We start from the raw sequence: 25,723 nt of genomic DNA on the forward strand, positions 1-25,723 counted from the left end.
CATATGGCAAAAGTATTAGAATTAACATTTTTAACCGCGGCGAATAAGCCGGTGAAATTAACGGTGGATGAACCGCATGAAGACCTTACGGAAGGGCAAGTCGAGGCGGTGATGCAGCAAGTGATCGCAAACAATATCTTCCGCGTCGAAGAATCTCCACTCGCAACGATCAAAAGCGCACGAATCGTTGCACGCGATACACAAAACATCGTCAGTCGATAAGTTGCGGCCGGTTTTCAGTCACGTACTGGAAGCCGGCTTTTTCATTGAATGAAAACTGGAGAGGAGGAGTGAACAATGGAGGACTGGCTACAGCTTATACAAGATGTCGGATTTCCGATCTTCGTATCGTTTTATCTACTACATCGTTTGGAAGTGAAGTTAGAAGCGATTCATGGCGTTCTCTCGGATATCAAAAACAGATAACTTCATAGGAACTTCATGATTCGGACAAGATTTAGCCAAAATGGGGGACGCCTTCACCTTGTATGAGGTGTGAACTTTCGTTATGATAAAGTAACTATTACAAGGTGGAGGAATCGAAAATGTATAAAAAGCTTTTGGTACCGTTGACACTTATATTCGTGCTGATGTTGAGTGCATGTGGTGGCGGTTTTAAACCGGACCATAAATACAAAGTGGATTCATTTGAATTTACTAACCAAAACAATGAAACTGTAACCGATGAAGACCTGAAAGGCTCCATATGGCTGGCGCAGTTCGTATTCACGAAATGTACAACCGTTTGTCCGCCAATGATGAGCAATATGGTCACGTTGCAGGAAAAATTGATTGATAATAATATCGAGGATTACAACATCGTGTCATTCAGTGTAGATCCGGATGTGGATACACCAGAAGAACTTGCGAAGTATCTCGACATGTTTAGCGCGCCGGATGAAAGTAAATGGCAAATGCTGACAGGATACGATATGAAGACGATTGAAAAAATAGCGGCTTCATCATTTAAACAATTGGTGAAACAAATTCCTAACGACGATCAGGTCATTCATGGTGTCTCTTTCGGCTTAGTAAATCAAAACAATGAAGTAGTAAAATTGTATGGTGGGAACGAAGATGTAGACTATGATACAATCGTAAAAGACATAAAAGCACTCATCAAAGATGGCAAGTAATCAACAGAAGGGGTGAGGCAATGAAGAAATTAAAGAAAAAGAGACTGAGTCGATCCGGACGCGTTATGGTCGCTTTTTTGGTTTTATTAGTACCTGTTGCTGTCACACTCTTTACGATTTCCGCCATTCTTTGGGTGAATTTCGGAAAACACGACACCATCACAGAAACTGCTACGGCGTTATTTCATATACAAGACCGTAAAACTGGAGAAGCCGTACCACAGGAATTTATTCCGATTTATATCGAAGCAGCAAAAGAATACAATATTCCTTGGACATTGCTTGCAGCACATCACCGCATTGAGACCAGGTTCTCTACAATGAAAACTGACGTCTCGCCTGTTGGAGCGGAAGGACCGATGCAGTTCATGCCGTGTACATTCGTTGGCTGGGATTATCCTGGTTGTAAGGAGTTAGGCAAGGGAGATATTCCTGAACGCGACAAGATTGATCCTGCTGTTATCGAGCAATACGGCGGCTACGGTGTCGATGCAAATGGTGACGGAATTGCAGATCCATTTGATATAGAAGACGCCATCTTCAGCGCCGCCAATTATCTATCGGATAGTGGTGCAGCTGACGGAGATATACAGAAAGCTGTTTTTACTTATAATCACAGCGATCAGTATGTGGAAGATGTATTGTGGTACTATAATGAGTTCGAAGAGCAACGCATAGCATCTGAGAAGCAAGTGAAGAAATAAAACGTAGAGTCCACCGAATATGGTGGCTCTACGTTTTTTATTTTCTTTAAATTTGAAGGTGAAGGTTCAAGAGTGGTGCGATTGAGCGGTTGCAGGTCGGGATAGAGCGCTTAATGTAAAATATGAGCGTTTACGGACCATTGATAGAGCGGTTGCCAACTAGGATAGAGCGGATACACATCAACTATGAGCGCTTAGCCGAATTAATGAGCGAAAAAGCGAACTTGCAAGACCTTCATTTACAAAACAAAAAACGTGAAGATCACCGAATGGCATCTTCACGTTTTGATGTTTAGTTTTATGAAGCTTTGCGCATACTCTTCATAATCAAGCTCACAATGAATACAAGTACGATCGCACCGATTAGCGCTGGTACGAAATAGAAACTTGAGATCTGTGGACCCCATTCTCCTAATAGTGCACCACCAATCCATGCACCTACAATACCTGCAATGATGTTACCAATAATACCGCCGGGAATATCTTTGCCTAAAATAAGTCCAGCTAGCCAACCAATAATACCTCCGATAATTAAGAACCATAAAAAGCTCATGTTGCTCATCTCCTTTTCAAATTGTTATGTAGCTCTCGCTTAGTATTGGTATTACCATCTTTTTAATACCTCAAACATTTTTCGAAAAAAGTTCAGACAGGAAAAATACCTGCTGAACTTTTGTATCGTTTTATTTGGCTAAAACGGTTGCGCCCAATGTGTTTTGGAAGTGGGAGAGAGCCCAGTCGTGGCCTGCAGCATTGAAACTTGCGACACCGCCTTCGTGGACGACAATCGTGTAACCGAGGTTGTACGCATCGACTGCAGTATGTAAAATGCAAATATCCGTACATACACCCATAAGATGAATTTCTGTAATGCCGCGTGCACGCAATTGGATATCGAGGTCTGTTCCGGCGAATGCACTGTAACGTGTTTTATCCATCCAGATCATTTCCTCGTTCTGTTCGGTATAGAGATCGTGCAGTTTCCCATAAAGATTTCTGCCTTCCGTGCCTCGAATATTGTGAGGAGGGAATAGCTTGCTTTCAGGATGATATGGATCATTTTGTTCATGCAGGTCGTTGATGACGAATACTGGCAGTTGTTGTTTCAAATAAGCTGCTGTCTGATCCACGATATACTCCTCTAGCGCGATACCTGGTTCGCCGCAAGTCAACGCTCCTTCCTTATCTACAAAATCCACTGTATAATCTACAACGAGTAACGCTTTCTTCATATAGAACAACTCCTTGAGTAACGCTTTCTTCATATAGAACAACTCCTTTTCTTTATTTTCTCATAGTGGCGGCTCGGTGTCTAAACAAATGTAAAGACATCTTTAGCTTTATTCATTTAGATAAAATTATAATAAAAAATAAAATATTTTAATTAATTATCTTACCGATAAGATATACAATAAATGTCATAAACGGCCTATTTACGAGTGAAATTCGCGCTATTTGAGAATGTAAATGACTAATTGAGAATTCTTAACGATATTTCGAATAGTCATAAGCTTTTCTTATGTATACCTATAAATTAAATGTATTTTACTATTGTTCTTTGATATACTAAGATGGAATAGAGGAAAGATGTAAACTTTTCGTCTTTCAGTACATAAAGGGAGGAAACATAAAAATGGCAAAGAGCAATTTGCATAATAGCCGTCAGTCTTTTACAGTAAACGACAAGACGTATAACTACTACCGTTTGAAAGCTTTAGAAGAAGCAGGACTAACAAAAGTATCGAAACTTCCTTATTCCGTAAGAGTATTACTAGAATCAGTACTTCGTCAACACGACGGATACGTAATCAAGGACGACCATGTTGAAGATTTAGCTAAATGGGGCACTGTACAAAACGCAGACGCTGAAGTTCCATTCAAACCTTCACGTGTAATCCTACAAGACTTCACAGGAGTTCCTGTTGTAGTGGACTTGGCTTCACTGCGTTCTGCAATGAACGAACTAGGTGGAGATCCAAACGAGATCAACCCTGAAATTCCAGTGGATCTAGTAATTGACCACTCAGTACAAGTAGATAGCTATGGTACGCAACAAGCTCTACAACTGAACATGGAACTTGAATTCGAACGTAATGCTGAGCGTTACCAGTTCTTGAGCTGGGCACAAAAAGCATACGATAACTACCGTGCAGTACCACCTGCAACGGGTATCGTTCACCAAGTAAACCTTGAATATCTTGCAAACGTTGTTCACGCTGTTGAAAACGAAGATGGATCATTCGAAACATACCCTGATACATTAGTTGGAACGGACTCCCATACAACTATGATCAACGGGATCGGCGTACTTGGATGGGGCGTTGGTGGTATTGAAGCGGAAGCAGGAATGCTTGGACAACCTTCATACTTCCCAATTCCAGAAGTTATCGGTGTAAAATTGGTTGGAGATCTTCCAGACGGAACAACTGCAACTGACTTAGCGCTTAAAGTAACTCAAATCCTTCGTGCACAAGGTGTTGTAGGTAAATTTGTTGAGTTCTTCGGCCCTGGCGTTTCTAAATTGCCACTTGCTGACCGTGCGACAATCGCAAACATGGCACCTGAATACGGTGCAACTTGTGGATTCTTCCCAGTTGACGAAGAGTCACTTAACTATATGCGCTTAACAGGCCGCGACGAAGAGCACATTGCAGTAGTGAAGCAATACTTGATCGAAAACGATATGTTCTTCACTCCTGAAAAGGAAGAGCCGACATTCACTAAAGTTGTAGAAATCAACCTTAGCGACATCGCTGCAAACCTTTCAGGTCCAAAACGTCCACAAGACTTGATTCCATTGACTGAAATGCAACAGTCGTTCAAAGACGCAGTTGTAGCTCCAGAAGGAACACAAGGCTTTGGCTTAACACCAAAAGAGCTTGAGAAAAAAGGCACAATTAAGTTCGAAGACGGACGTAAAGTGGAGCTTAAAACAGGTGACGTTGCGATCGCAGCTATCACTTCTTGTACAAACACATCTAACCCTTACGTTATGTTAGCGGCTGGATTGGTTGCGAAGAAAGCTGTTGAAAAAGGACTTACACCTCCTGCATACGTTAAAACTTCATTGGCACCAGGTTCAAAAGTTGTTACTGGCTACTTGAACGAATCAGGTCTATCTGATTACATGGATCAAATTGGATTTAACACAGTAGGTTACGGATGTACTACATGTATCGGTAACTCTGGTCCATTGCTTCCAGAAATCGAAAAAACAATCGGTGACGAAGATCTTCTAGTTACATCTGTTCTTTCAGGTAACCGTAACTTTGAAGGCCGCGTACACCCATTCGTTAAAGCGAACTACTTGGCTTCACCTCCACTAGTTGTGGCATACGCACTAGCTGGAACAGTGAACATTGACTTCGCAAAAGATCCAATCGGAACGGACAAAGACGGTAATGACGTATTCTTCAAAGACATCTGGCCTTCTACACAAGAAGTTAACGATGTATTGAACGCTACGGTTACACCTGAATTGTTCCGTAAAGAATATGCTCGCGTATTCACTGAAAACGAAGCATGGAACGCAATTGAAACGACTGACGATTCTCTATACGATTTCGATGAGTCTTCAACATATATTCAAAACCCACCGTTCTTCGAAAACCTTTCGAAAGAACCTGCGGATATTGAGCAGCTTAAAGGCTTGCGTGTAATCGGTAAGTTCGGTGATTCGATCACGACTGACCACATTTCACCTGCTGGAGCGATCGGTTTGAACACACCTGCTGGAATCTACTTGCGTGAAAATGGCGTAGAGCCACGTAACTTCAACTCTTACGGTTCACGTCGTGGTAACCACGAAGTCATGATGCGCGGAACGTTTGCGAACATTCGTATTCGTAACCAAATTGCAGCTGGCACTGAAGGTGGATTCACTACGTACTGGCCAAACAAAGAAGTTATGCCGATCTATGATGCAGCTATGAAGTATCAACAAGACGGTACGGGTCTAGCTATCCTTGGTGGTAAAGACTACGGAATGGGCTCTTCACGTGACTGGGCAGCAAAAGGTACGAACTTGCTTGGTATCAAGACAGTAATCGTAGAAAGCTTCGAGCGTATTCACCGTTCGAACCTAGTGATGATGGGTGTACTTCCACTTCAGTTCATCAATGGTGAAAACGTTGAGTCTCTAGGCTTAACTGGTGAAGAAGAAATCAGTGTGAATATCGCTGAAGGCGTAAAACCACGTTCTATCCTTAAAGTTACAGCGAAAGCTCCAGACGGCAAGGAAACTGAATTTGAAGTACTAGCTCGTTTCGACTCTGAAGTTGAAGTGGACTACTACCGTCACGGCGGAATCCTTCAAATGGTTCTACGTAATAAATTAGCAGCAAAGTAATAAGGAATAGATAAGGATGCCCGGCATTGCCGGGCATCTTTTTTGCGTATTTTACAAGTACAATAGCGAAGAAATAGTGAAAAACATCGCGTAGGCGCTCATTAATTCGTATACGCGCTCATAGTTCATGCGTAAACGCTCTATGGTCACCGTGAAGCGCTCTATGATAAAGGGCAACCGCTCTATCACAGTCTGTATCCGCTCATACCCGACTTGCAACCGCTCATAAGGACGTCCTAAGTGCTCTATAGCAACTATCTATCGCTCTATCATAGTCTGTATCCGCTCATACCCGACTTGCAACCGCTCATAAGGATGTCCTAAGTGATCTATAGCAACTATCAACCGCTCTATCATAGTCTGTATCCGCTCATACCCAACTTGCAACCGCTCATAAGGACGTCCTAAGTGCTCTATAGCAACTATCAATCGCTCTATCATAGTCCCTAACCGCTCATAGCCTCACCTCTCTTCTCATTTTGAACTAGAACGCGCAAATCCAAACGCGACTCTAACTATAATTTCGACCCCATCATAATGTCTATCACAAGCAATCCACTTTCCCATTCGCTATACTAGACGATGAGGTGATGACATGTTTACCAGTGAAAAAGAAATCGAAGTACGATACGCAGAAACCGATCAGATGGGCGTCGTTTACCATGCCAACTACTTAGTTTGGATGGAAATCGGCCGCACTGCGTTGATCAAAGACCTTGGATACGAATATGCGCAGCTCGAACGTGATGGCTACCTAGCGCCTGTAACAGAGCTGTCAGTGAAGTATAAGGCGTCGATTACATATGGTGAGACTATTACAGTCAGAACATGGGTGGAGTCGCACGGCAAGCTACGTACGGTCTATGGCTATGAGATCTTGCATGCGGATGGATCGATTGCGGCAACTGCGGTTTCCGAGCACGTACTAGTCAAAAAAGAAAATTTCCGTCCTGTGTCATTGCGCAAAATTCATCCAGAATGGGACGCGTTGTACACGGAAATTCAGCGAGGCGAAAGCTGATGGCATTCGGAATCAATCGCCAGCAATTAAAAGAGTGGAAAAATGCGGTCCGACGTGAGGAAATTGCGTTTTTGACACATTATTGGCTGGACGACCGGTTTCCAACAGTAAATACAGTCACGAAAGCGGGATGTAGTAATGTGGAAAAGCTCATACAGTGGGGAAGACAGTATGGTTTGCAACCGGAATGGATCCACGCACGCGAGGAATACCCACATTTTGATCTGCTCGGCGAACGTCAAGTGGAAATTTTAACGCAAGAAGGGCAATTACATCAATTAACCCAATTAAAAAATGGTAAGCATAACTCTCTATAGGAGTTGTGCTTACCATTTTATTTGTCATTTACGCTACTTGATAGTCAAAGGATAACTCTTCCGTTGACGTATCCACATCAATATGCAAGTCATGTCCATCGAAGAACCAGACATCGCGTTCTTCTACGTAATAATGCACATCATTAACAATGGTTTCGACTGCCAGTTCATCTGGCTCTTCTTTCGTAATCCCTATGGAAAAGCCTTCATGCAGCGGGCTCGATCCGCCATAACGTGCGAAAAATTTCACATAATCGCCTGCAGCGACTTCCATATCTTCTTCAAACCATTGAATTGCTTGTTCGGATAGGTGAATATTCATGCTTTATACATCCTTTCCAGTGGATAAACCTATAACCATTTCACTTTCGGCTCGGTCCCATTTTTAATTCGACTGATATTGTCACGATGGCGATAAAAAATGAAGAAGCCCATCAGTGCGACGACTAAAAATAAATACAGGTCGCCACCCATAAAGTAATATATGAGACAGTATAGTGGTCCCAAGACCGACACGATGATGGATGTTAACGATACCATCTTCGTTAGTTTTAATGCAATTAAAAACGTAATGACGACCAATAAGAAAATCGGCCAATTAAAGCCAAGTAATACACCGCCAGAAGTCGCAACGGCTTTTCCGCCCCTAAGTCCTGCGAAAATAGGGAAGATGTGCCCAAGAACTGCGACGACTCCAAGTATTAATGGATGAATCGCTGTATCGTGGAAGAAAGGTAATAGCGGTAAGAGGACAGCTGCTGTTCCTTTGAAGATGTCCAACAGTGTGACAACGATGCCAGCTTTTTTTCCAAGTACCCGAAATGTATTTGTCGCGCCCATGTTTCCACTGCCATGCTGTCTAACATCCGTCCCATAAAAAAGCTTGCCGATCCAGAGTGCGGAAGGGATGGAGCCAAGTAAATAAGCTGCCAGAATGATAACGTAATTTTCCATAGTGAACCCCTTTATGCATGATAAACGATTTTATTATTAGTGTAGCAGATGCATAAGTTCTGGACAATAATAGAATTCTAGAGGAAGATGAAGAACAGGCGAAAAAAGGAATTTGCGCATAAATCGTTCGGCGCGTTGTCATCGTTTGCTCGTTGCAATCCGTACATTTCTTCTATACAATAGGTTGAGCTGAAACAAAACGTTGATTTGACAAGGTTTATCAGAAGATGTATGATTAAAATAACAGAACATTTGTTTGACGGGGGTTTCATTTTGACGAAACAGAAAATACAAAATACGTATGATGATAGTTCCATTCAAATTTTAGAAGGCTTAGAAGCGGTACGGAAAAGACCGGGAATGTACATCGGTTCAACCGATACGAGAGGTCTGCACCACTTAGTCTACGAAATCGTCGATAACTCGGTGGATGAGGCGCTGGCAGGCTTCGGTAACGAGATTGATGTCACGCTCCATAAAGACGGCAGCATTAGCGTACGAGACTATGGACGTGGTATGCCGACGGGGAAACATGAGTCAGGGAAACCAACTGCTGAAGTCATTATGACTGTATTGCACGCAGGTGGAAAGTTCGGGCAGGGCGGCTATAAAACGAGTGGCGGCTTGCACGGTGTTGGGGCATCCGTTGTCAATGCATTGTCCGAGTGGTTGGAAGTGACGATCTACCGTGACGGCAAGAAATTTCTTCAGCGCTTTGAGCACGGTGGTAAACCAGCTACGACACTTGAAGAAATCGGTAAAACTAGAGAAACAGGAACGATGATCCATTTCAAACCGGACACGACGATCTTCTCTACGATTAAATATCAATACGACACACTGGCAGAAAGATTGCGTGAGTCCGCTTTTCTATTGAAAGGTTTAAAGATTACGCTAAAAGAAGAAGGCACGGACAAGCAAGATATCTTCCATTACGAATCCGGTATCGAAGCATTTGTTGCTTATTTGAATGAAGAAAAAGAAGTACTGCACGACGTAGCGTACCTCGAAGGTGAAGTCGACGGCATTGAAGTCGAATTTGCGTTTCAGTTCAGCGATGGCTATGCCGAAACGATTCTTTCATTCGTCAACAACGTTCGAACTAAAGACGGCGGAACACATGAAACCGGTGCGAAAGCTGCGATGACACGTGTGGTGAATGAATACGCACGTAAAGCGGGCTTGTTGAAGGAAAAAGATAAGAATCTCGATGGCTCCGATATTCGTGAAGGGATTGCAGCAATCGTTTCGGTTCGTATACCGGAAGAAATCCTGCAATTTGAGGGTCAAACGAAAGGAAAACTCGGTACAAGTGAAGCACGAACGGTGACAGATGCCGTCATTTCGCAAAAAATGCTGTATTTCCTTGAAGAAAATGCGGAACTGAGTGCAAATCTTGTCCGTAAAGCAATTCGTGCCCACCAAGCACGTGAAGCGGCACGAAAAGCGCGTGAAGATGCGCGTTCAGGCAAGAAACGTAAGAAATCCGATACATTGTTGTCTGGTAAATTATCCCCGGCGCAATCACGTAACGCAGCGAAGAATGAATTATACCTCGTGGAGGGTGACTCAGCTGGCGGTTCAGCAAAACAAGGTCGTGATCGTACGTTCCAAGCAATTTTGCCGCTCCGTGGTAAAGTCATCAATACGGAAAAAGCGAAACTCGAAGACATCATGAAAAATGAAGAAATCAACACGATTATTCATGCAGTTGGTGGTGGAGTGGGTGCTGATTTCCAAATTGAAGATGCTGCGTACGACAAAGTCATCATTATGACCGATGCCGATACCGATGGTGCGCATATTCAAGTGTTGCTCTTGACGTTCTTCTATCGCTATATGAAGCCATTAATTGAAGCAGGTAAAGTATATATCGCACTGCCGCCTTTATTTAAAGTATTTAAAGGTACCGGTAAAAGTGAAAAGCTTGCCTATGCGTGGACGGATGATGATCTTGAAGAAGCTATCGAAAAAGTTGGAAAAGGCTATATGCTTCAACGCTACAAAGGTCTTGGTGAGATGAATGCTGATCAATTATGGGAAACAACAATGGATCCATCGACACGGACGTTGATTCGTGTAACGATTGAAGATGGAGCGAAATCCGAGCGTCGCGTGACCACATTGATGGGAGATAAAGTCGAACCACGTCGTAAATGGATTGAAGAGAACGTCGATTTCGGCTTGATTGAAGAACATAATATTTTAGACAATGCATATATACATGTTGAGGGGGATACGAAATGACACAGTCAGAAACGTTTCAAGATCTGCCCTTGGAAGAAGTAATTGGTGACCGTTTTGGGCGTTATAGTAAATATATTATCCAGGACCGTGCAATTCCAGATGCGCGGGACGGATTAAAGCCGGTGCAACGTCGTATTTTGTATGCGATGTTCCATGAAGGCAATACACATGAAAAAGCGTTCCGTAAATCCGCAAAAACCGTCGGTAACGTAATCGGTAACTATCACCCGCACGGTGATACGTCCGTCTACGATGCAATGGTCCGGATGAGTCAGTCATGGAAACTGCGTCATGAAATGATAGATATGCAAGGAAATAACGGTTCGGTCGACGGAGACTCTGCGGCCGCAATGCGTTATACCGAAGCTCGACTTTCTGCTATTGCGAGTGAAATGTTGCGCGATATTCGTAAAGAAACAGTCGACTTTGCCTTTAACTTTGACGATACGGAACTTGAACCTACTGTCTTACCGGGGCGTTTTCCAAATTTGCTAGTCAATGGTTCTACAGGTATCTCTGCTGGTTATGCGACCGATATTCCGCCTCACGCACTGCATGAAGTCATCGATGCGGTCTTAATGCGCTTAAAGAAGCCGAACGTCAGCGTAGATGAGCTAATGACGGTCATTCCGGGGCCTGATTTCCCGACAGGTGCGATTATCCAAGGAACAGATGGAATCCGCACGGCCTATCAAACTGGCAAAGGGCGTTTCATTATTCGTGCGTTGTGGGAAATCGAGCAGTTAAAAGCAGGTAAATCTCAGATTGTCATTACAGAAATCCCGTATGACGTCAATAAAGCCAATTTAGTGAAGAAGATGGATGAACTGCGCCATGACCGTCGATTGGATGGTATTGCGGAAATTCGTGATGAATCCGACCGTACAGGCATGCGTATCGTAGTCGAGTTGAAGAAAGAAATAGACGGCACAGCCATCATGCAGTATTTATTGAAGCATACAGATCTACAGATTACGTACAACTTCAATATGATCGCTATTGCGGGCAGACGTCCGATGTTAATGTCTCTACCCATGCTTCTTGATGCGTATATTGATCACCAAAAAGACGTTATTACACGACGTTCCAACTTCGATATCCGCAAAGCAAAAGAACGACTACATATCGTAGATGGCTTAATGAAAGCTTTATCGATCCTTGATGAAGTCATTAAGACAATTCGCGCGTCAAAAGATAAAAAAGATGCGAAATTGAACTTGGTCAATGCATATGATTTCACTGAAGTGCAAGCAGAAGCCATTGTTTCATTGCAACTCTATCGATTAACGAATACCGATATTACGGAATTAAAACGCGAGGAACAAGAACTCCGTGACTTGATCAAAGAGTTAGAAGCGATCCTGGCAAGCGAGGCTAAATTGATATCTGTTTTGGTAAAGGAACTTAAAGGGATCCGCAAGCAGTTTTCTGAGCCACGTCGTTCTGTCATCGAAGAAAAAATCGAAGAGTTGAAAGTAGATCTCGATATTCTAATTCCTAGCGAAGAAGTCATGGTATCCGTCACAAAAGGCGGCTATGTCAAACGCACAAGTATGCGTTCTTACTCCGCATCAGGTGGAAAAGGCCAAGAAATGAAGGAATATGATTATAATCTAATCGAATCTGCCATGAATACACAACATCACTTGCTGTTGTTCACATCACTCGGTAATTACATCTATCAACCGGTCCACGAGCTGCCAGAGATACGCTGGCGTGATTTAGGGCAGCATTTGTCTAGCATTTGCGGACTCGAGCCAGGCGAAGAGCTAGTAGACGTGATCGCCCTTGAGAAATTCGATGAAAACAGCAGTATTTTAACTGCTTCATCCAATGGGAATGTGAAAATATCGAAACTGACCGACTTCCAAGTGCAACGTTTTAACCGTTCATTCAAAGCTATGAACGTCAAAAAAGACGATCGACTAGTTGGTGCACGGATTATAACGGGTGAAGAAGATGTATTATTGGTCAGTAAACAAGCCTATTCACTTCGATTTGCGCTGTCAGAACTCGCGATTACCGGTATCCGTACAGGTGGCGTCAAGGGAATCAATCTGAAAGCCGAAGACGAGCTTGTGGCGTTTGAGATCATCACACCACAAACGCGAAATATCTTTATTGCTACACAACGTGGATCAGTGAAGCGTATGAATGTTTCCGAGTTTGAAGTGAGTTCCAGAGCACTTAGAGGCGTAACGGTAGTGAAAGAACTGAAGTCTAATCCGCATCGAGTGATTGCGATGAAGACAGTGAAAGACGATGAAGAAATGGTTTTGCTGACGACACGGAATCATAAAGTGGAGATTGATCCGATGTCGTTGAAGAATACGACTCGTCAGTCGACGGGAAGTGCTATCGTAGATGAAGCTAAGGACGGCAAGGTTGTCCAAGTTTCTACAGTGAAAAAGGAAAGCAAATAAGTTCATATCCACGGAGCTGTCCGACCAGTCGTTATAGTACGACTGGCTCGGGCAGCTCTTTTTTTGCATTTTTTGCAATGTGAGTGGGTGATACGTGTTGTTGTGTATCAAAGTTAGGATTGTAGGTCCTTCAGTGAACGAATGCTCATAGTTTACCTTTCTTCACACGGTAGCTCCCCCCTTAACCACAGCCAACTTTTGACCTCTCGCTGACACCTCAGTATCCCCTACCATGCACACCTATCACCACCATACAGGAAAAAAGCGGTGATCGATCTTCCATGTCGTGGCTATCGTGCATACTAGTCGGGTGTATCTAGGTTAGTCAGAAAATAATGAGAATGAAAAACGCTTGATCCCCAACGCTTTGTCAGGATGTATTCTAACTTTTCCAGCGCTAATAATATTAATTACTTAATCCCCGAAAGTAAAAATAGTAAATAATGTGCTTTGTTATGATTCTATACAAGTTAGGCAAACAAATAGAAGACTTGAGAGCGGAGAGGTGACGAGTATATGAAAATGATAAATGAAGAGGTTGTAGCAAACTTAGAATTGGATCCTTTATTCCATCCACATACGATTGCGGTTTTGGGAACTTCCGAGAATCCAAATAAAATTGGATACTTGCAGCTGAAGGCATTACTTGACGGTGGGTTTGCAGGAGATATTTATCCGATTCATCGCAGTGCGCAGCAAATTGCAGACTTGACGTGTTACCCAAGTGTCAAAGATGTACCGAATGAAATCGATCTAGCTATTCTCTGTGTCGGGATCGACCAAGTGGAAAAGTGTTTGATTGAGTGTGGTGAAAGCGGTGTCAAAGCAGCGATCGTCTTCGCTTCAGGCTATTCCGAAATTGGAGAAGCGGGTATAGTGGCGCAACAACGCCTGAAAGACATTTGCGACCAGTACAATATCCGCATTATCGGTCCCAATTGTGTTGGTTTGCTCAATACAACGAATGGATTAATGGGAACATTTTCTCCTGGGTTGACGAATGTGCCATTAAATAAAAAACGGGAAGCAGGCTTCGTCACACAAAGTGGAGCGTTCGGTGTGTTAACGTATATTGCCGCTGCCCAGCAAGGTTTAACGTTCAACTATTTTGTCAGTGTCGGCAATGAAGCCGATGTAGGCTTTGCTGACGTCATGGAGTACATGCTGCATGATCCGAACACGGCGATTGCAACCGGCTATCTTGAAGGAGAGAAAAACCCTGAGAAGTTACGCAAGTTAGCGAAATTCGCACTCGAGATCAACAAACCCATGGTCATCATGAAATCAGGCCGAAGCAGTGCAGGCAGTCGAGCTGCAGCGTCACATACGGGTTCACTTGCTGGTGCCGATCAAGTATATGACGGATTCTTCAAACAAACCGGTATAGTTCGAGCGGAAGATTACGTAGATATTATTTCTTTCTCAAAACTATTCATGTCGAAAAAGACACCGAAAGGAAGAAATGCGGTCATCATTACGAGCTCTGGTGGAAGAGGAATTAACGAAGCAGATCGCTGTGAATCATACGGTTTGAATATTAATCCGTTAAGTAATCAAGTGAAAAAAGAAATCGAGAAAAATATTCCGAGTTATGCAAGTGCTTCCAACCCGATTGATTTGACGGCTGCAGCATCGATTACTCATCCCGAATTGTTTATTGAACCATTGAAAGTACTCGTTAACGATCCGGATACGGACATCATCATTTTCTCCGAATTCCCAATGGGCTGGGATGAAAAAACACCTGAGCTACAAGAATTCGTGCAGCTTTGTGAGAACTCCGATAAGTTCGTTCTAGTCACGACGTTCCCATTAGAAGGTATGTCCGTTCCAAAAGGTGTCGGATATCTAGAGGATCACGGCATCGCATTCGTTAGAGGCGACATGAACCCGATCCGCTCGCTTGCCAAACTTGTGGAATACAGAGAAACCTACGAGAAAGCCAAAGAACAGAGAAAGCAAGTTGAACCTAAGAAAATCAATAAAACGAACATCCGCCACTTATTACTAGAAAATCAGACATTGAGTGAATCGCAGTCAAGCGAGATCTTGAACGAATACGGAATTCGTACAGCGAAACGTGCAATCGCGCAAACTTCAGAAGAAGCCGTAGCGTTTGCCGACACTATGGGTTATCCCGTCGTACTGAAAATCGATTCGCCTGATATTCCACATAAAACGGAAGTAGACGGCATCCGTTTGAATGTAAGGAACGCGGAAGAAGTTAGAAAAGCGTTTGACGAAGTGTATCAAAATGCCACTCGAAACTGTCCAACAGCGAATATCCACGGAGTGTCCGTGCAAGAAATGCTGGCAGAAGGCGTGGAGGTCATTGTAGGCGTCACGAACGATCCGACATTCGGTCCGGTCATCATGTTCGGTCTTGGTGGTGTATTCGTCGAAGTGTTCAAAGATGTATCATTCCGCGTCGCACCGATCACGAGACAAGACGCGATCGATAAGATGGAAAGTCTCAAAGGCTATGAACTATTAAAAGGTGTACGAAATAAAAAGCCAGTCGATCAGGAAGCGATTATCGATGTGTTGCTGAAAATATCCGAATTGATTCAAGATTATTCGAATGAAATCAAGGAAATCGATATTAACCCGCTCATCGTCTACGAAAAAGGCATTGTGGCAGCAGATGCATTAATCATTACAAAGTAATAGATGAGGAGGATGGAAAATGGACTTGGATAAAAGCGTAATAGGTGTAACGAGTAATGAATACGTATTTGAAGTCGAAAGACGGCATGTCGGCCAATTCGCCACTGCCATCGGAGACGACAATCCGCTATATACAGACGAGAATTATGCCAAAGAATCGGCATATGAAGGACTGATTGTCCCACCAACATTCCCGATTGCGATGAACGATGGCAAAGTAGAATTGCCAGTGCAGCTCGACCAACGCCGGATGTTACACGGTGAGCAGGAATTTCTCTACTACAAGCCAATTCGCATAGGAGATCGACTGCGTTGCCAGATTAAAGTAAGCGATCTGTATGACAAAGAAGGCAAGAGCGGCAAGATGCAGTTCTTGAAGCTCGATACGGAAATGAAAGACACAACAGGTGAACTCTTTTGTATTAGCCGAATGAATATCGTCTATCGCTCACTTGCGAAATAATAGGAGGGACATCATATGATCAAAGATTGGGTGTTAGAAGAACTAACTGTGGATCAGAAACTTGAACCGATGGTGAAGCCGCCGATCACGAAAGTGCAGCTCGCCCAATATGCAGGTGCTTCCGGAGATTTTAACCCGTTGCACCTCGACGATGATTTCGCACAAAAGATCGGCATGGATGGTGTCATAGCGCACGGCATGCTGGTGATGGGATTCCTTGGGGAGTACGTCATGAAAATCGCAGGCAAGGAAGCACACGTCGCAAATTTGAAGATGCGTTTTGGCAAAATGACGGTACCGGGTGATGAAATACGTTGCTCAGGTATAGTCGAACGAACGTATGAAGAAAATGGCAAGCCGTGCATCGCATTGGAATTGACAGCCGAGAAAGCGTCAGGAGAAATCGTCGGATCCGGCAGCGCCATCTTACAACTGAAGTAAAAGCCATCGTGAAATAGGAGGAATGTATCTATGGGAACTATTAAAGACCGCTATGCCATTGTGGGCGTAGGAGAAAGCGAACGCTCAAGAAAATCTGGAACAACGCCTCTTCATTTGGCACTTGATGCGGCAAACGCAGCGATCAAAGATGCGGGTTTGAAAGCAACGGACATTGACGGATTCATGAACTATAACGAAGGAGATTCTTGTACATCTCACCAACTAGCCACCTATCTCGGTGTACGACCGAAGTACGTCAAGGATATTCAAGGTGGCGGAGCGAGTACGGAAATGCTGATTGCAGATGCAGTGGCGCTCATTGAAGCAGGCCAGCTGAACACGGTATTGATCTATCGCTCCATGAACGGTAGCTCAGGAACGCGTGTAGGCCGCGGATATGATCCCGATATGCTACAGGGCGCGCTCGCTGGCGGAAGTTTCGTTATACCGTATGGATCGGCAAGCCCATCTCAATGGTTCGGCATGTATGCGACGCGCCATATGCATGAAACAGGTATCACGAAAGAACATCTCGGTCATGTTTGCTTGAGCTTCTATGAGCATGCGCAACGAAATCCGAAAGCGTTCCTTCACGGCAAGCCGTTAACGATGGAAAACTATCTCGCTACACCGGATATCAGTTCTCCGTTCAATATCCATGATTCGTGCCTTGAGCTCGATGAAGGAAATGCAATCATCGTGACGTCTGCTGAAAAAGCGAAAGACTGTACGTCTAAACCTGTCTATATCATGGGTATGGCGGCAAGACAATGTCATCCTCACGCTCACTACTGGAACGATATCGACCAGGTCGCTTCGGATTATGTAGCGGAAGAACTCTATGAAAATGCGGGTGTGACACCGGACGATATCGACGTGGCCTCTATTTACGACTGTTTCAGCTGGGTCGTTATGCGACAGCTCGAAGCTTACGGATTTGCGAAACGTGGAGAAGTAGGAGATTTCGTTGCAGCGGGCAACTTGAAGATTGGCGGCAAACTACCAACCAATACAGCAGGCGGCATGTTATCCGAAGGCTATACGCACGGAATGAATAACGCCATTGAAATCGTTAGACAGCTGCGCCATGACTACGACGGAACCGACCGCCAAGTAGAAGATTGCAAGATCGGTATATGTACCGGCTGGGCCGGACCCGATATCGCAGGCGCCATGATCTTACGAAACTAGGAGGAATAACTATGACACAATCAACGACTGCTTACCAAAAACCGATTCCGTTGAAAGATATAGATAATGCCCCGTACTGGGATGCAGCAGATAAACACCAACTGGCGCTGCAGAAATGCGATGACTGTCATGCGTACTCACAACCGCCAGGCCCGACATGCGCCAAATGCGGAAGTGTAAATGTCAGTTGGGAACAATTCGGCGACGATATTAAAGCAACAGTCTATTCCTATGTGGTGTCCTACCGCCCGTTCTTGCCAGGCTTCCAGGATGAACTCCCAACGATTATTGCACTTGGACAGTTAGACAATGTACCAGAAGTGAAAATCATGGGCAACATCTTAAATTGCGAAGAAAAGGATTTGGAAATCGGCATGCCGATCCAAATGACATGGGTGGATATTACGGAAGACCGTGCATTACCGCAGTGGATTCCAGCTACGAACTGATGGATGGATAAGAAAGAAAGGATGAGCGTATATGGATTTCTCTTTCACAAAAAAAGAAGAAAAGTTTAGAACCGAACTACGAACATGGCTTGAAGCCAACCTTCCTGAAGGGTGGCTCGAAGGTAAACGCGATTTGCCGGAAGACCTCGACGAATATTCCCGTGTGTTACGAGGATGGCAAAATACATTGTACGAAGGCGGATGGGCAGCCATCGCCTGGCCTAAAGAATACGGTGGCCGCGATGCAAGTTTGATGGAAGAGATTATCTACCATCAGGAAATGGTACGTGTCAAAGCGCCGCCACTTATCAACTATATCGGAATCCATATGGTAGGTCCTACGTTGATCGATATTGGTACGGATGAACAAAAAGAGAAATACTTGAAAAAAATCCTGACGGGTGAAGAAATCTGGTGCCAAGGCTATTCAGAGCCGGGCGCAGGATCAGATTTAACAGGACTTAAAACACGTGCGGTAAAAGACGGCGATCGCTGGCTTATCAATGGCCAGAAAGTCTGGACGAGCTTTGGCCATGTAGCGGATAAATGCTTCCTGTTGACGAGAACAAGCAATCACCCGGAAAAGAAGCACCGCGGGATTACGGTCTTCATGATGGATATGCACCAGCCGGGAGTCGAAACACTTCCGATCGTGCAGATGGACGGACATAAGGACTTTAACGAAGTGTATATGACGGATGCTGTAGCGACGGATGCGGATATCGTCGGACAAGTCGACTCGGGCTGGCATGTATTGATTGCGTTAATGCTACATGAGCGTACAGGTATCGGTGCGGAACTCTTCACACTCGAAAAGCAATTCCACGATACGGTGGAACTGGCACAGCAGTATAAAGTCAATGGTCGGCCGTTGATCGAAAATCCTGCAATTAGACAAAAGTTGGCGAACTTCTATGCCCGCATGCGCGGATCACTATTGAACTACTATAAGAATTTGACAACCACGATCAAGAACGGACAACCGGGAGCGGAAACATCGATCGATAAATTGGTGGTAACCGAGCTCAACCAGGCACTCTCGGCATTCGCAGTGGAGATCCAAGGACACCAAGGTGTGTTATTTGATAGGGATGCCGTAGCCGATCCGAAATGGCAGCATTTATTCCTCGCATCATTCGGACAGACAATCGGTGGCGGTACGAGTGAAGTACAACGCAATACAATTGGCGAGCGTGTACTAGGGTTACCAAAAGACATGGGACGTTAATAGACTTGGAGGGATGAAATATGGACTTTTCACTAACAGATGAGCAAGAAATGTTCCGTGGTCATATCCGCAAAATGTTGGATAAATTTGGCGGTACACAACTGGCTCGCGAAATGATCGACAATAATCCGCAAAACTTGAAGAAAGTTTACACGACGTTAGCGGAACTGGGATGCAGTGCGATCAACATTCCTGAAGAATACGATGGTATGGACCTTGATGCACTCGATCTCGTTCCGACGTTCGAAGAGATGGGACGTTCCCTCGTACCCGGCTTATTCATGGAAACATCCGCACTCGTAGTTCCGATCCTCAAGAAATACGGTACGGAGGAGCAGAAACAACAGTATCTGCCGAATATTGCTTCAGGAGAAAAACTCGTTTCATTCGCGGCACTGGAGCCGTTCAACGACTTCTCTCCTGCAGGTATCCAATGTACATTGGTGCGCCAAGACGGACGGTACGTGCTAAACGGTACGAAAACCCTTGTACCGGAAGTTGAACTTGCGGATTCACTACTCGTAGTGGTACGCACAAACCAGGAAGATCAAGAAGACGGACTAGCGCTTGTGTTGATCAAGACAGAAGGACTGAACATCGACAAACAATTATCCTTTGACGAATCAAAACATGTAGCGAAAATCGAATTCCACAATCTAGTCATCGAGGAGCAGCAAATAATAGGTGAAGTAGACAATGGATGGACACAGCTACAAGAAGGTTTGTTGTACTTCAATGCCGCACTTAGTTCCTACATTGTTGGTGCAATGGAAAGCGTCGTCAATATGGCTACGGAATATGCAAAGATCCGAGAGCAATTCGGCCAAGCTATCGGACGTTTCCAGGCAATCAAGCACAGCATCGTCAATATGAAAGTGGATTTGGAAATTGCCCGCTCCCTCAGCCATTATGCCAACTGGGTAGTCGATACGGACGAATTCGACCGACAGGCGGCAGTATATAGCGCCCGTACATATGCGACGGAGAAATTCATCGAAGTCTCGGCTCACAACATCCAAATTCATGGCGGTATCGGATTCACAGAAGAAATCGATTGCCACTTATATGTCAAACGCGCGCGTTATTATGACCAGTATTTAGGCTCCACCCCTTTCTATCAAGAACAAGTAGTCGCATCACTAGGCTGGTAATCTGAAGGAGGAAAACATATGACGAACGTATCCGAGAAATCCAAATTGACGACTTACGGTAATATCATCAACGGGAAGACCGTACAAGCAAAGGACGGAGCCCTATCGAACAGTATCGACCCGTCTACAGGTGAAGTGTGGGCACAGATCCCGTCGAGTAAGAAAGAAGATGCAGAACTCGTCATCCAGGCGGCACGTGGAGCATTTGAAGATTGGTCGAATCTACCGGCACGTACACGCGGGGATTATATGCGCAAGATTGGCGATATGATTTCCGAGAATGCTTCGGAGCTACTTGAACTGGAGACGCGCAACAATGGCTGGGTACTCGATGAATACGGATATCTCGCAGAAGTGTTGAAGCAAGTCTGGTACGACGCAGCAGGTGCGGCCACATTAGTAGGCGCACAAGGGCGTACCGTACAGATGGGTACAGGGGATTTTGGATTCACGAAGCGTAAGCCATACGGAGTAGTCGTCGGAATCTTACCTTGGAACGCACCGCTGTTCACGTTCACGATCAAAGCGGCCTATGCACTCGCAGCAGGAAATACCGTCGTGATCAAGCCGGCTGAAAGTGGAGCGGTTGGATCTTTACGCTACGGTGAATTAATTGCACACATCTTACCTCCTGGCGTACTCAATGTCATTTCCGGGGCTGGTCGCGAAATTGGGGATTATCTCGTCAGTCACGAAGAAGTGAATAAAGTGAGTCTAACAGGCTCTAAGGCGACAGCTGAACGAATCACGAAGGCAACTGCTCATTCACCGAAGTCACTGATCTTCGAGCTCGGCGGTAAGTCACCGAATATCGTCTTTGAAGACGCGAATATCGATCAAGCGGTACACGGGTTGATCAACGGCATCTTCACACCAAACTCTGGTCAGATTTGTGTAGGTGGGTCACGCATGTTAATCCAGCGTTCCATTTACGATGAAGTGATTGGACGCTTGAAAGAGTTGATGACGGACAAGGAATTCGTTAAACACGGCAATACACTGGATACGACGAATACGATGGGGCCAATCGCCAATGAAGCGCAATACCAATCGGTCTGCAACTATATCGACGAGGCGTCAAAAGACGATTACGAGATTGTATTCGGTGGAAAGTACGGCGGGGAAGCGGTTCTACCAGGTCAGCCGGAATTCGAGGACGGCTACTGGGTGCAACCTACGCTCGTGAAGGTAGCGGATAACAGCACAAGACTAGCACGTGAAGAAATTTTCGGTCCAGTGGCGGTCGCGATTCCGTTTGATACCGAAGAAGAAGCTATTCAAATAGCGAATGATACAAACTTCGGTTTAGCGGCGGGGGTTTGGACACAAAACTTGGGTCTCGCTCACCGGATGATCGATAAGCTTCAAGCCGGCAATGTATGGGTCAATACGTACGCTAGAGTCGGAGCGGATCTGCCGTTTAGTGGTGTGAAGGAAAGTGGTTACGGTACGGACTCGATTCTCGATTATACTCAGGAAAAAGCGTGTGTCATCAATATAGGCTAATCAACTAGTAACGTTAAGATCTGTGGTGGGAGAGCTTTGGTGTTGCTCCAAGCATGCTGAACCCTCCTTCTGCAGATTTTTTAGACCACAGCTAGATTTGACATAATAAATAAAGCTTACAAACTAGTACAACATCGATAAAGGGAGGCCACTATATGAGTGAAGCGGCATTGAAAGATCAATCGATTAATAGAGGTTTTTTGTTCATAAGTTTCGGAGCATTTTTTATTATGTTAAGTTTAGCGACCCATCTTCCGGCCTATCCACATATGATAGCGGAATTTAATCTGACGCCGGGCTACGCAGTGTGGATGCAACTTGGCTTGGCTATCGGATTGACAGGTTTTCAGCCATTGCTGGGATGGATTGGCGATTCGTTCGGATTAAAGATCGTGATCTTGATCGGCGGGATCTTCATGGTCATCGGTTCATTGCTTGTCGCATTTTCGTTTTCATTTTGGGTACTCGTTCTCGGATTGTTCTTTAAAGGAATCTCGGGAGCGGCGATCGCACCGTCGGGAATTGCCTATGCTGGAAAATTCATGGTCGGTACCCAGCGTGCTAAAGCGATTGGGACGTTTGCGGCATTCATTACGATCGGGTCAGTGTTTGGACCGATTATTAGCGGCATGATCGTTGATACAGCCAACTGGCAAGCGAGCTTTATGTTTACTGCTATTCTTGGCGGAGTAGGAATTGCGCTCTTCGCTTTTGTCCCACATGTCAAAGTACCAGCAAGAAAGAAGCTGGATGTTCTTGGATTGGCTTTCGTTATCATCCTGTTATTGGGGCTACTGACGATTCCAACATTCATCAACAGTTTCGGTATCGAATCGGGTATGTGGATTCCCTCATTGCTAGTGTTTGTGGCGGCATTGATTATCTTAATCTTTGTAGAGAAAAAACAAAAAGCGCCATTGCTTGATTTGAAGTATGCTGTAAACCGTAATTTCTGGGTTCCGACAACGATTGCCGTATTCATTTTCCTCGGGTACACAGGGATCATGTACTTACTGACATTCTTCGTCCAGAACGTTCAAGGAAAAGCGGCCACGACGGTAGGATTTTTACAAATGGCGGTATTCCTTGGTACATCGTTGGCGGCGTACTTCAGTGGAAGAATTTTGAAGAAACTTTCGGCTCGAACGATTATAGGCTCAGGAATTCTCGTATTTGCTTCCGGTATTATCATGTTGAATTTCGTTACCCTTACGACATCGTTCATCTATTTGTTCATCTCGATGAGTCTGATCGGGCTTGGAGTCGGATTCCAAACACCTGCAGTTAAGGGCTTGATCGTTTCAGAAGCATCAATTGAACGAATGAATGTCGTGACATTTACGAACACAGTGATTGAAAGTCTTGCACAAAGAATGGGCGCATCATTTGCTCTAGTCGCTTTCTCGATCTTCAGTGCAAGTGGTAACAACGTCGGGGCAGTAGTGAGTACTTCCTGGATTATTATGGGCTTCGTCGTCATCGCATTGTTGTTCCTACCGTTGATTCCGCGGACTATTCCTGGAATTCATACGAATGATGATGACTTACTAGGGACGAAAATCATACCAAAAACTTTGAAAATTGAGGAAATCAAATAATTTTTCTGTTGCGTACAGAGAGGAGTCATTTAGATGAATATTTATGTTTTATTGAAAAAAACATTCGACACAGAAGAAGCCATTTCCGTGTCAGGCGGTAAAATTGATGACAGCGGCGCGGAGTTCATTATTAATCCGTACGATGAATACGCGGTGGAAGAGGCCATTTTGCAGCGTGATGAACACGGTGGTACGGTAACGGTCGTGACGATTGGTGATCAAGACTCGGAGAAGCAGCTACGCACAGCGTTAGCTATGGGAGCCGATCATGCGGTACTCATCAACACGGATGACGACCTTGACGAAGGCGATCAGTTCACGACAGCGAAAATTCTCGAGAAGTTCTTTGAAGGAAAAGAAGCGGATCTGATCCTCGCAGGAAACGTAGCAATCGACGAGGCAAGCGGTCAAGTCGGTCCGCGTCTTGCTGAGCGTTTAGACATGCCGTTCATTACGACAATTGTCAAACTAGAAATTGCCGACGGTACAGCGACAATCGAAAAAGACGTGGAAGGCGATCTAGAGAGAATCGAAGTGTCGCTTCCCGTTCTGGTTACATGCCAGCAAGGTTTAAATGAGCCGAGGTATACATCACTACCAGGCATTATGAAAGCGAAAAAGAAGCCTCTTGAGCAGCTCGAACTAGATGATCTAGACCTGGATGAAGACGATGTGGCAGCCAAGACGGCAACGATTGCTGTGTTCCTACCACCTAAAAAACAAGCAGGACGTATTCTAGCAGGCGAAACGGAAGCCCAAGTGAAAGAGTTGGTCGATTTATTGAAGAATGAAGCAAAAGTAATGTAAGTAGTTCTACAGACAGAAGGGAGTAGTATGATGAGTAAAAAGATAGTAGTAATCGGGGAGTTACAGCAAGGGGAACTTCGAAAAGTAAGTTATGAGACGATAGCAGCCGCGAAGCAAGTAGATGCCAACGCAGAAATTATCGCATTGGTCATGGGAGACGGTGATTTACAAAAATCGGCTAACGAAATGATTCAGTACGGTGCCGACCGTGCGATTACGGTAGCTCACGCGAACCTAAGCAACTATACATCGGAAGGCTACGGTCAAGTCATTATGGAAATCATGCAAGACGTAAATCCATCCGCTATTATCATGGGTCATACATCCATCGGTAAAGATGTAACGCCTAAAATCGCAAGCCGCTTAGAGCTCGGTTTGATATCAGATGCCGTAGCGATTGAAAAAGAGGACGATCAAGTGGTCTTCACTAGACCGATCTACTCCGGTAAAGCGTTCGAAAAGAAAGTGATCAAAGACGATGGACTACTGTTCGCAACAATCCGTCCAAATAACATTTCTGCATTACAATGCGATGTAAGCCGTACCGGTGACATCACAGTAAAAGATATGGATGTCAAAGATTTGCGCACGATTGTCAAAGAAGTCATCCGCAAGAAAACCGAAGGCGTCGATTTATCCGAGGCAAAGATCGTTATCGCAGGCGGACGTGGCGTTAAGAGCGCCGAAGGCTTTAAGGTATTGTATGAGCTAGCAGAACTGCTAGGAGGCGCTGTAGGGGCTTCACGTGGCGCGTGTGACGCAGATTATTGTGATTACTCCTTGCAAATCGGCCAAACAGGCAAAGTAGTGACACCAGACCTTTATATTGCGGTAGGAATCTCGGGGGCCATTCAGCATATGGCCGGAATGTCCAATTCTAAAGTAATTGTAGCAATCAACAGTGATGCAGAAGCGAATATTTTCAACATGGCGGATTACGGAATCGTTGGGGATCTCTTCGAAGTTCTTCCGTTACTCATTAAAGAAATGAAAGTCGAAGGCGCGCTCATATCATAAAATTAAAAAGTCCGTACAGTTCACAATTGAACTGTACGGACTTTTTTGCCTTAGT

Annotated in this window: 25 protein-coding genes; 20 read left to right on the forward strand and 5 right to left on the reverse strand. The window is 44.7% G+C overall.

Going from position 1 to position 25,723, the window contains the following annotated elements; genetic code table 11:
* Positions 1-3 precede the first annotated feature (3 nt).
* From CSV74_RS05120 to CSV74_RS05135, 4 genes are all read left to right on the forward strand, one after another.
* Entirely contained in the window at positions 4-222 is a 219-nt protein-coding gene (locus CSV74_RS05120; RefSeq protein ID WP_099690828.1) for a DUF2922 domain-containing protein, read from the forward strand.
* Between the two features lie 75 nt (positions 223-297).
* Positions 298-426, forward strand: coding sequence for a YvrJ family protein (locus CSV74_RS05125; protein ID WP_081657891.1), 129 nt, complete (start codon positions 298-300; stop codon positions 424-426).
* A 119-nt stretch (positions 427-545) separates the two neighbouring features.
* Positions 546-1,136 carry an SCO family protein gene (locus CSV74_RS05130; protein WP_099690829.1) on the forward strand — a complete coding sequence of 197 codons (591 nt, stop codon included), beginning with the start codon at positions 546-548 and terminating at the stop codon, positions 1,134-1,136.
* Positions 1,137-1,156: 20 nt separating this feature from the next.
* A complete protein-coding gene (locus CSV74_RS05135; RefSeq protein ID WP_029053794.1) occupies positions 1,157-1,840 on the forward strand; it encodes a lytic transglycosylase domain-containing protein in 684 nt (227 codons plus the stop codon).
* A gap of 298 nt (positions 1,841-2,138) precedes the next feature.
* Here the strand turns inward: CSV74_RS05135 and CSV74_RS05140 are convergent, their stop codons facing one another.
* Positions 2,139-2,393: a GlsB/YeaQ/YmgE family stress response membrane protein gene (locus CSV74_RS05140; protein WP_029053795.1), complete on the reverse strand. Its 255-nt coding sequence runs from the start codon at positions 2,391-2,393 to the stop codon at positions 2,139-2,141.
* Between the two features lie 130 nt (positions 2,394-2,523).
* Positions 2,524-3,072, reverse strand: coding sequence for a cysteine hydrolase family protein (locus CSV74_RS05145; protein WP_099690983.1), 549 nt, complete (start codon positions 3,070-3,072; stop codon positions 2,524-2,526).
* A gap of 401 nt (positions 3,073-3,473) precedes the next feature.
* On the opposite strand from CSV74_RS05145, the gene acnA reads away from it, so the two are divergent.
* On the forward strand, positions 3,474-6,188 hold the full coding sequence (gene acnA, locus CSV74_RS05150; RefSeq protein ID WP_099690830.1) for an aconitate hydratase AcnA: 2,715 nt from the start codon (positions 3,474-3,476) through the stop codon (positions 6,186-6,188).
* A 258-nt stretch (positions 6,189-6,446) separates the two neighbouring features.
* Here acnA and CSV74_RS16475 read toward each other — a convergent pair whose 3' ends face one another.
* Entirely contained in the window at positions 6,447-6,629 is a 183-nt protein-coding gene (locus CSV74_RS16475) for a hypothetical protein (protein ID WP_143560742.1), read from the reverse strand.
* Between the two features lie 154 nt (positions 6,630-6,783).
* On the opposite strand from CSV74_RS16475, the gene CSV74_RS05155 reads away from it, so the two are divergent.
* Together CSV74_RS05155 and CSV74_RS05160 are read left to right on the forward strand one after the other, a co-directional pair.
* Complete coding sequence (locus CSV74_RS05155) at positions 6,784-7,209, forward strand: acyl-CoA thioesterase (RefSeq protein ID WP_099690831.1); 426 nt, start codon at positions 6,784-6,786, stop codon at positions 7,207-7,209.
* Positions 7,209-7,526 carry a hypothetical protein gene (locus CSV74_RS05160; protein WP_099690832.1) on the forward strand — a complete coding sequence of 106 codons (318 nt, stop codon included), beginning with the start codon at positions 7,209-7,211 and terminating at the stop codon, positions 7,524-7,526. The genes CSV74_RS05155 and CSV74_RS05160 overlap by 1 nt, the downstream gene beginning before the upstream one ends.
* 28 nt (positions 7,527-7,554) lie before the next feature.
* Here the strand turns inward: CSV74_RS05160 and CSV74_RS05165 are convergent, their stop codons facing one another.
* Positions 7,555-7,848: a HesB/YadR/YfhF family protein gene (locus CSV74_RS05165; RefSeq protein WP_099671005.1), complete on the reverse strand. Its 294-nt coding sequence runs from the start codon at positions 7,846-7,848 to the stop codon at positions 7,555-7,557.
* 29 nt (positions 7,849-7,877) lie between these two features.
* A complete protein-coding gene (gene plsY, locus CSV74_RS05170; RefSeq protein WP_029053801.1) occupies positions 7,878-8,480 on the reverse strand; it encodes a glycerol-3-phosphate 1-O-acyltransferase PlsY in 603 nt (200 codons plus the stop codon).
* 231 nt (positions 8,481-8,711) lie between these two features.
* On the opposite strand from plsY, the gene parE reads away from it, so the two are divergent.
* The 13 genes from parE to CSV74_RS05235 all read left to right on the forward strand — a co-directional run bounded on the left by parE (position 8,712) and on the right by CSV74_RS05235 (position 25,668).
* On the forward strand, positions 8,712-10,727 hold the full coding sequence (parE, locus tag CSV74_RS05175; protein WP_211225428.1) for a DNA topoisomerase IV subunit B: 2,016 nt from the start codon (positions 8,712-8,714) through the stop codon (positions 10,725-10,727).
* Entirely contained in the window at positions 10,724-13,150 is a 2,427-nt protein-coding gene (gene parC / locus CSV74_RS05180) for a DNA topoisomerase IV subunit A (protein ID WP_099690833.1), read from the forward strand. Before parE ends, parC begins: the two co-directional genes overlap by 4 nt.
* 516 nt (positions 13,151-13,666) lie before the next feature.
* Positions 13,667-15,817, forward strand: coding sequence for an acetate--CoA ligase family protein (locus tag CSV74_RS05185; protein WP_233190785.1), 2,151 nt, complete (start codon positions 13,667-13,669; stop codon positions 15,815-15,817).
* Positions 15,818-15,836: 19 nt separating this feature from the next.
* Positions 15,837-16,280, forward strand: coding sequence for an FAS1-like dehydratase domain-containing protein (locus CSV74_RS05190; protein ID WP_099690834.1), 444 nt, complete (start codon positions 15,837-15,839; stop codon positions 16,278-16,280).
* 15 nt (positions 16,281-16,295) lie between these two features.
* Complete coding sequence (locus CSV74_RS05195; RefSeq protein ID WP_099690835.1) at positions 16,296-16,721, forward strand: MaoC/PaaZ C-terminal domain-containing protein; 426 nt, start codon at positions 16,296-16,298, stop codon at positions 16,719-16,721.
* Positions 16,722-16,751: 30 nt separating this feature from the next.
* Positions 16,752-17,912, forward strand: coding sequence for a thiolase C-terminal domain-containing protein (locus CSV74_RS05200; RefSeq protein WP_099690836.1), 1,161 nt, complete (start codon positions 16,752-16,754; stop codon positions 17,910-17,912).
* 11 nt (positions 17,913-17,923) lie between these two features.
* Positions 17,924-18,361 (forward strand): Zn-ribbon domain-containing OB-fold protein, encoded by a 438-nt coding sequence (locus tag CSV74_RS05205; RefSeq protein WP_099690837.1) that lies wholly within the window; start codon positions 17,924-17,926, stop codon positions 18,359-18,361.
* A 31-nt stretch (positions 18,362-18,392) separates the two neighbouring features.
* Positions 18,393-19,589 carry an acyl-CoA dehydrogenase family protein gene (locus CSV74_RS05210; protein ID WP_099690838.1) on the forward strand — a complete coding sequence of 399 codons (1,197 nt, stop codon included), beginning with the start codon at positions 18,393-18,395 and terminating at the stop codon, positions 19,587-19,589.
* Between the two features lie 20 nt (positions 19,590-19,609).
* The gene (locus CSV74_RS05215; protein WP_099690839.1) at positions 19,610-20,740 is read left to right on the forward strand and encodes an acyl-CoA dehydrogenase family protein; all 1,131 of its coding nucleotides are present in this window, start codon (positions 19,610-19,612) and stop codon (positions 20,738-20,740) included.
* Between the two features lie 18 nt (positions 20,741-20,758).
* The gene (locus CSV74_RS05220) at positions 20,759-22,246 is read left to right on the forward strand and encodes an aldehyde dehydrogenase family protein (RefSeq protein WP_099690840.1); all 1,488 of its coding nucleotides are present in this window, start codon (positions 20,759-20,761) and stop codon (positions 22,244-22,246) included.
* Between the two features lie 155 nt (positions 22,247-22,401).
* Entirely contained in the window at positions 22,402-23,844 is a 1,443-nt protein-coding gene (locus CSV74_RS05225) for an MFS transporter (protein ID WP_099690841.1), read from the forward strand.
* Positions 23,845-23,877: 33 nt separating this feature from the next.
* On the forward strand, positions 23,878-24,651 hold the full coding sequence (locus tag CSV74_RS05230) for an electron transfer flavoprotein subunit beta/FixA family protein (protein WP_099690842.1): 774 nt from the start codon (positions 23,878-23,880) through the stop codon (positions 24,649-24,651).
* 30 nt (positions 24,652-24,681) lie between these two features.
* The gene (locus tag CSV74_RS05235) at positions 24,682-25,668 is read left to right on the forward strand and encodes an electron transfer flavoprotein subunit alpha/FixB family protein (RefSeq protein ID WP_099690985.1); all 987 of its coding nucleotides are present in this window, start codon (positions 24,682-24,684) and stop codon (positions 25,666-25,668) included.
* Positions 25,669-25,723 lie beyond the last annotated feature (55 nt).

Origin of the sequence: Sporosarcina sp. P19, from assembly GCF_002743165.1 — a bacterium.
Classification (GTDB): domain Bacteria; phylum Bacillota; class Bacilli; order Bacillales_A; family Planococcaceae; genus Sporosarcina; species Sporosarcina ureae.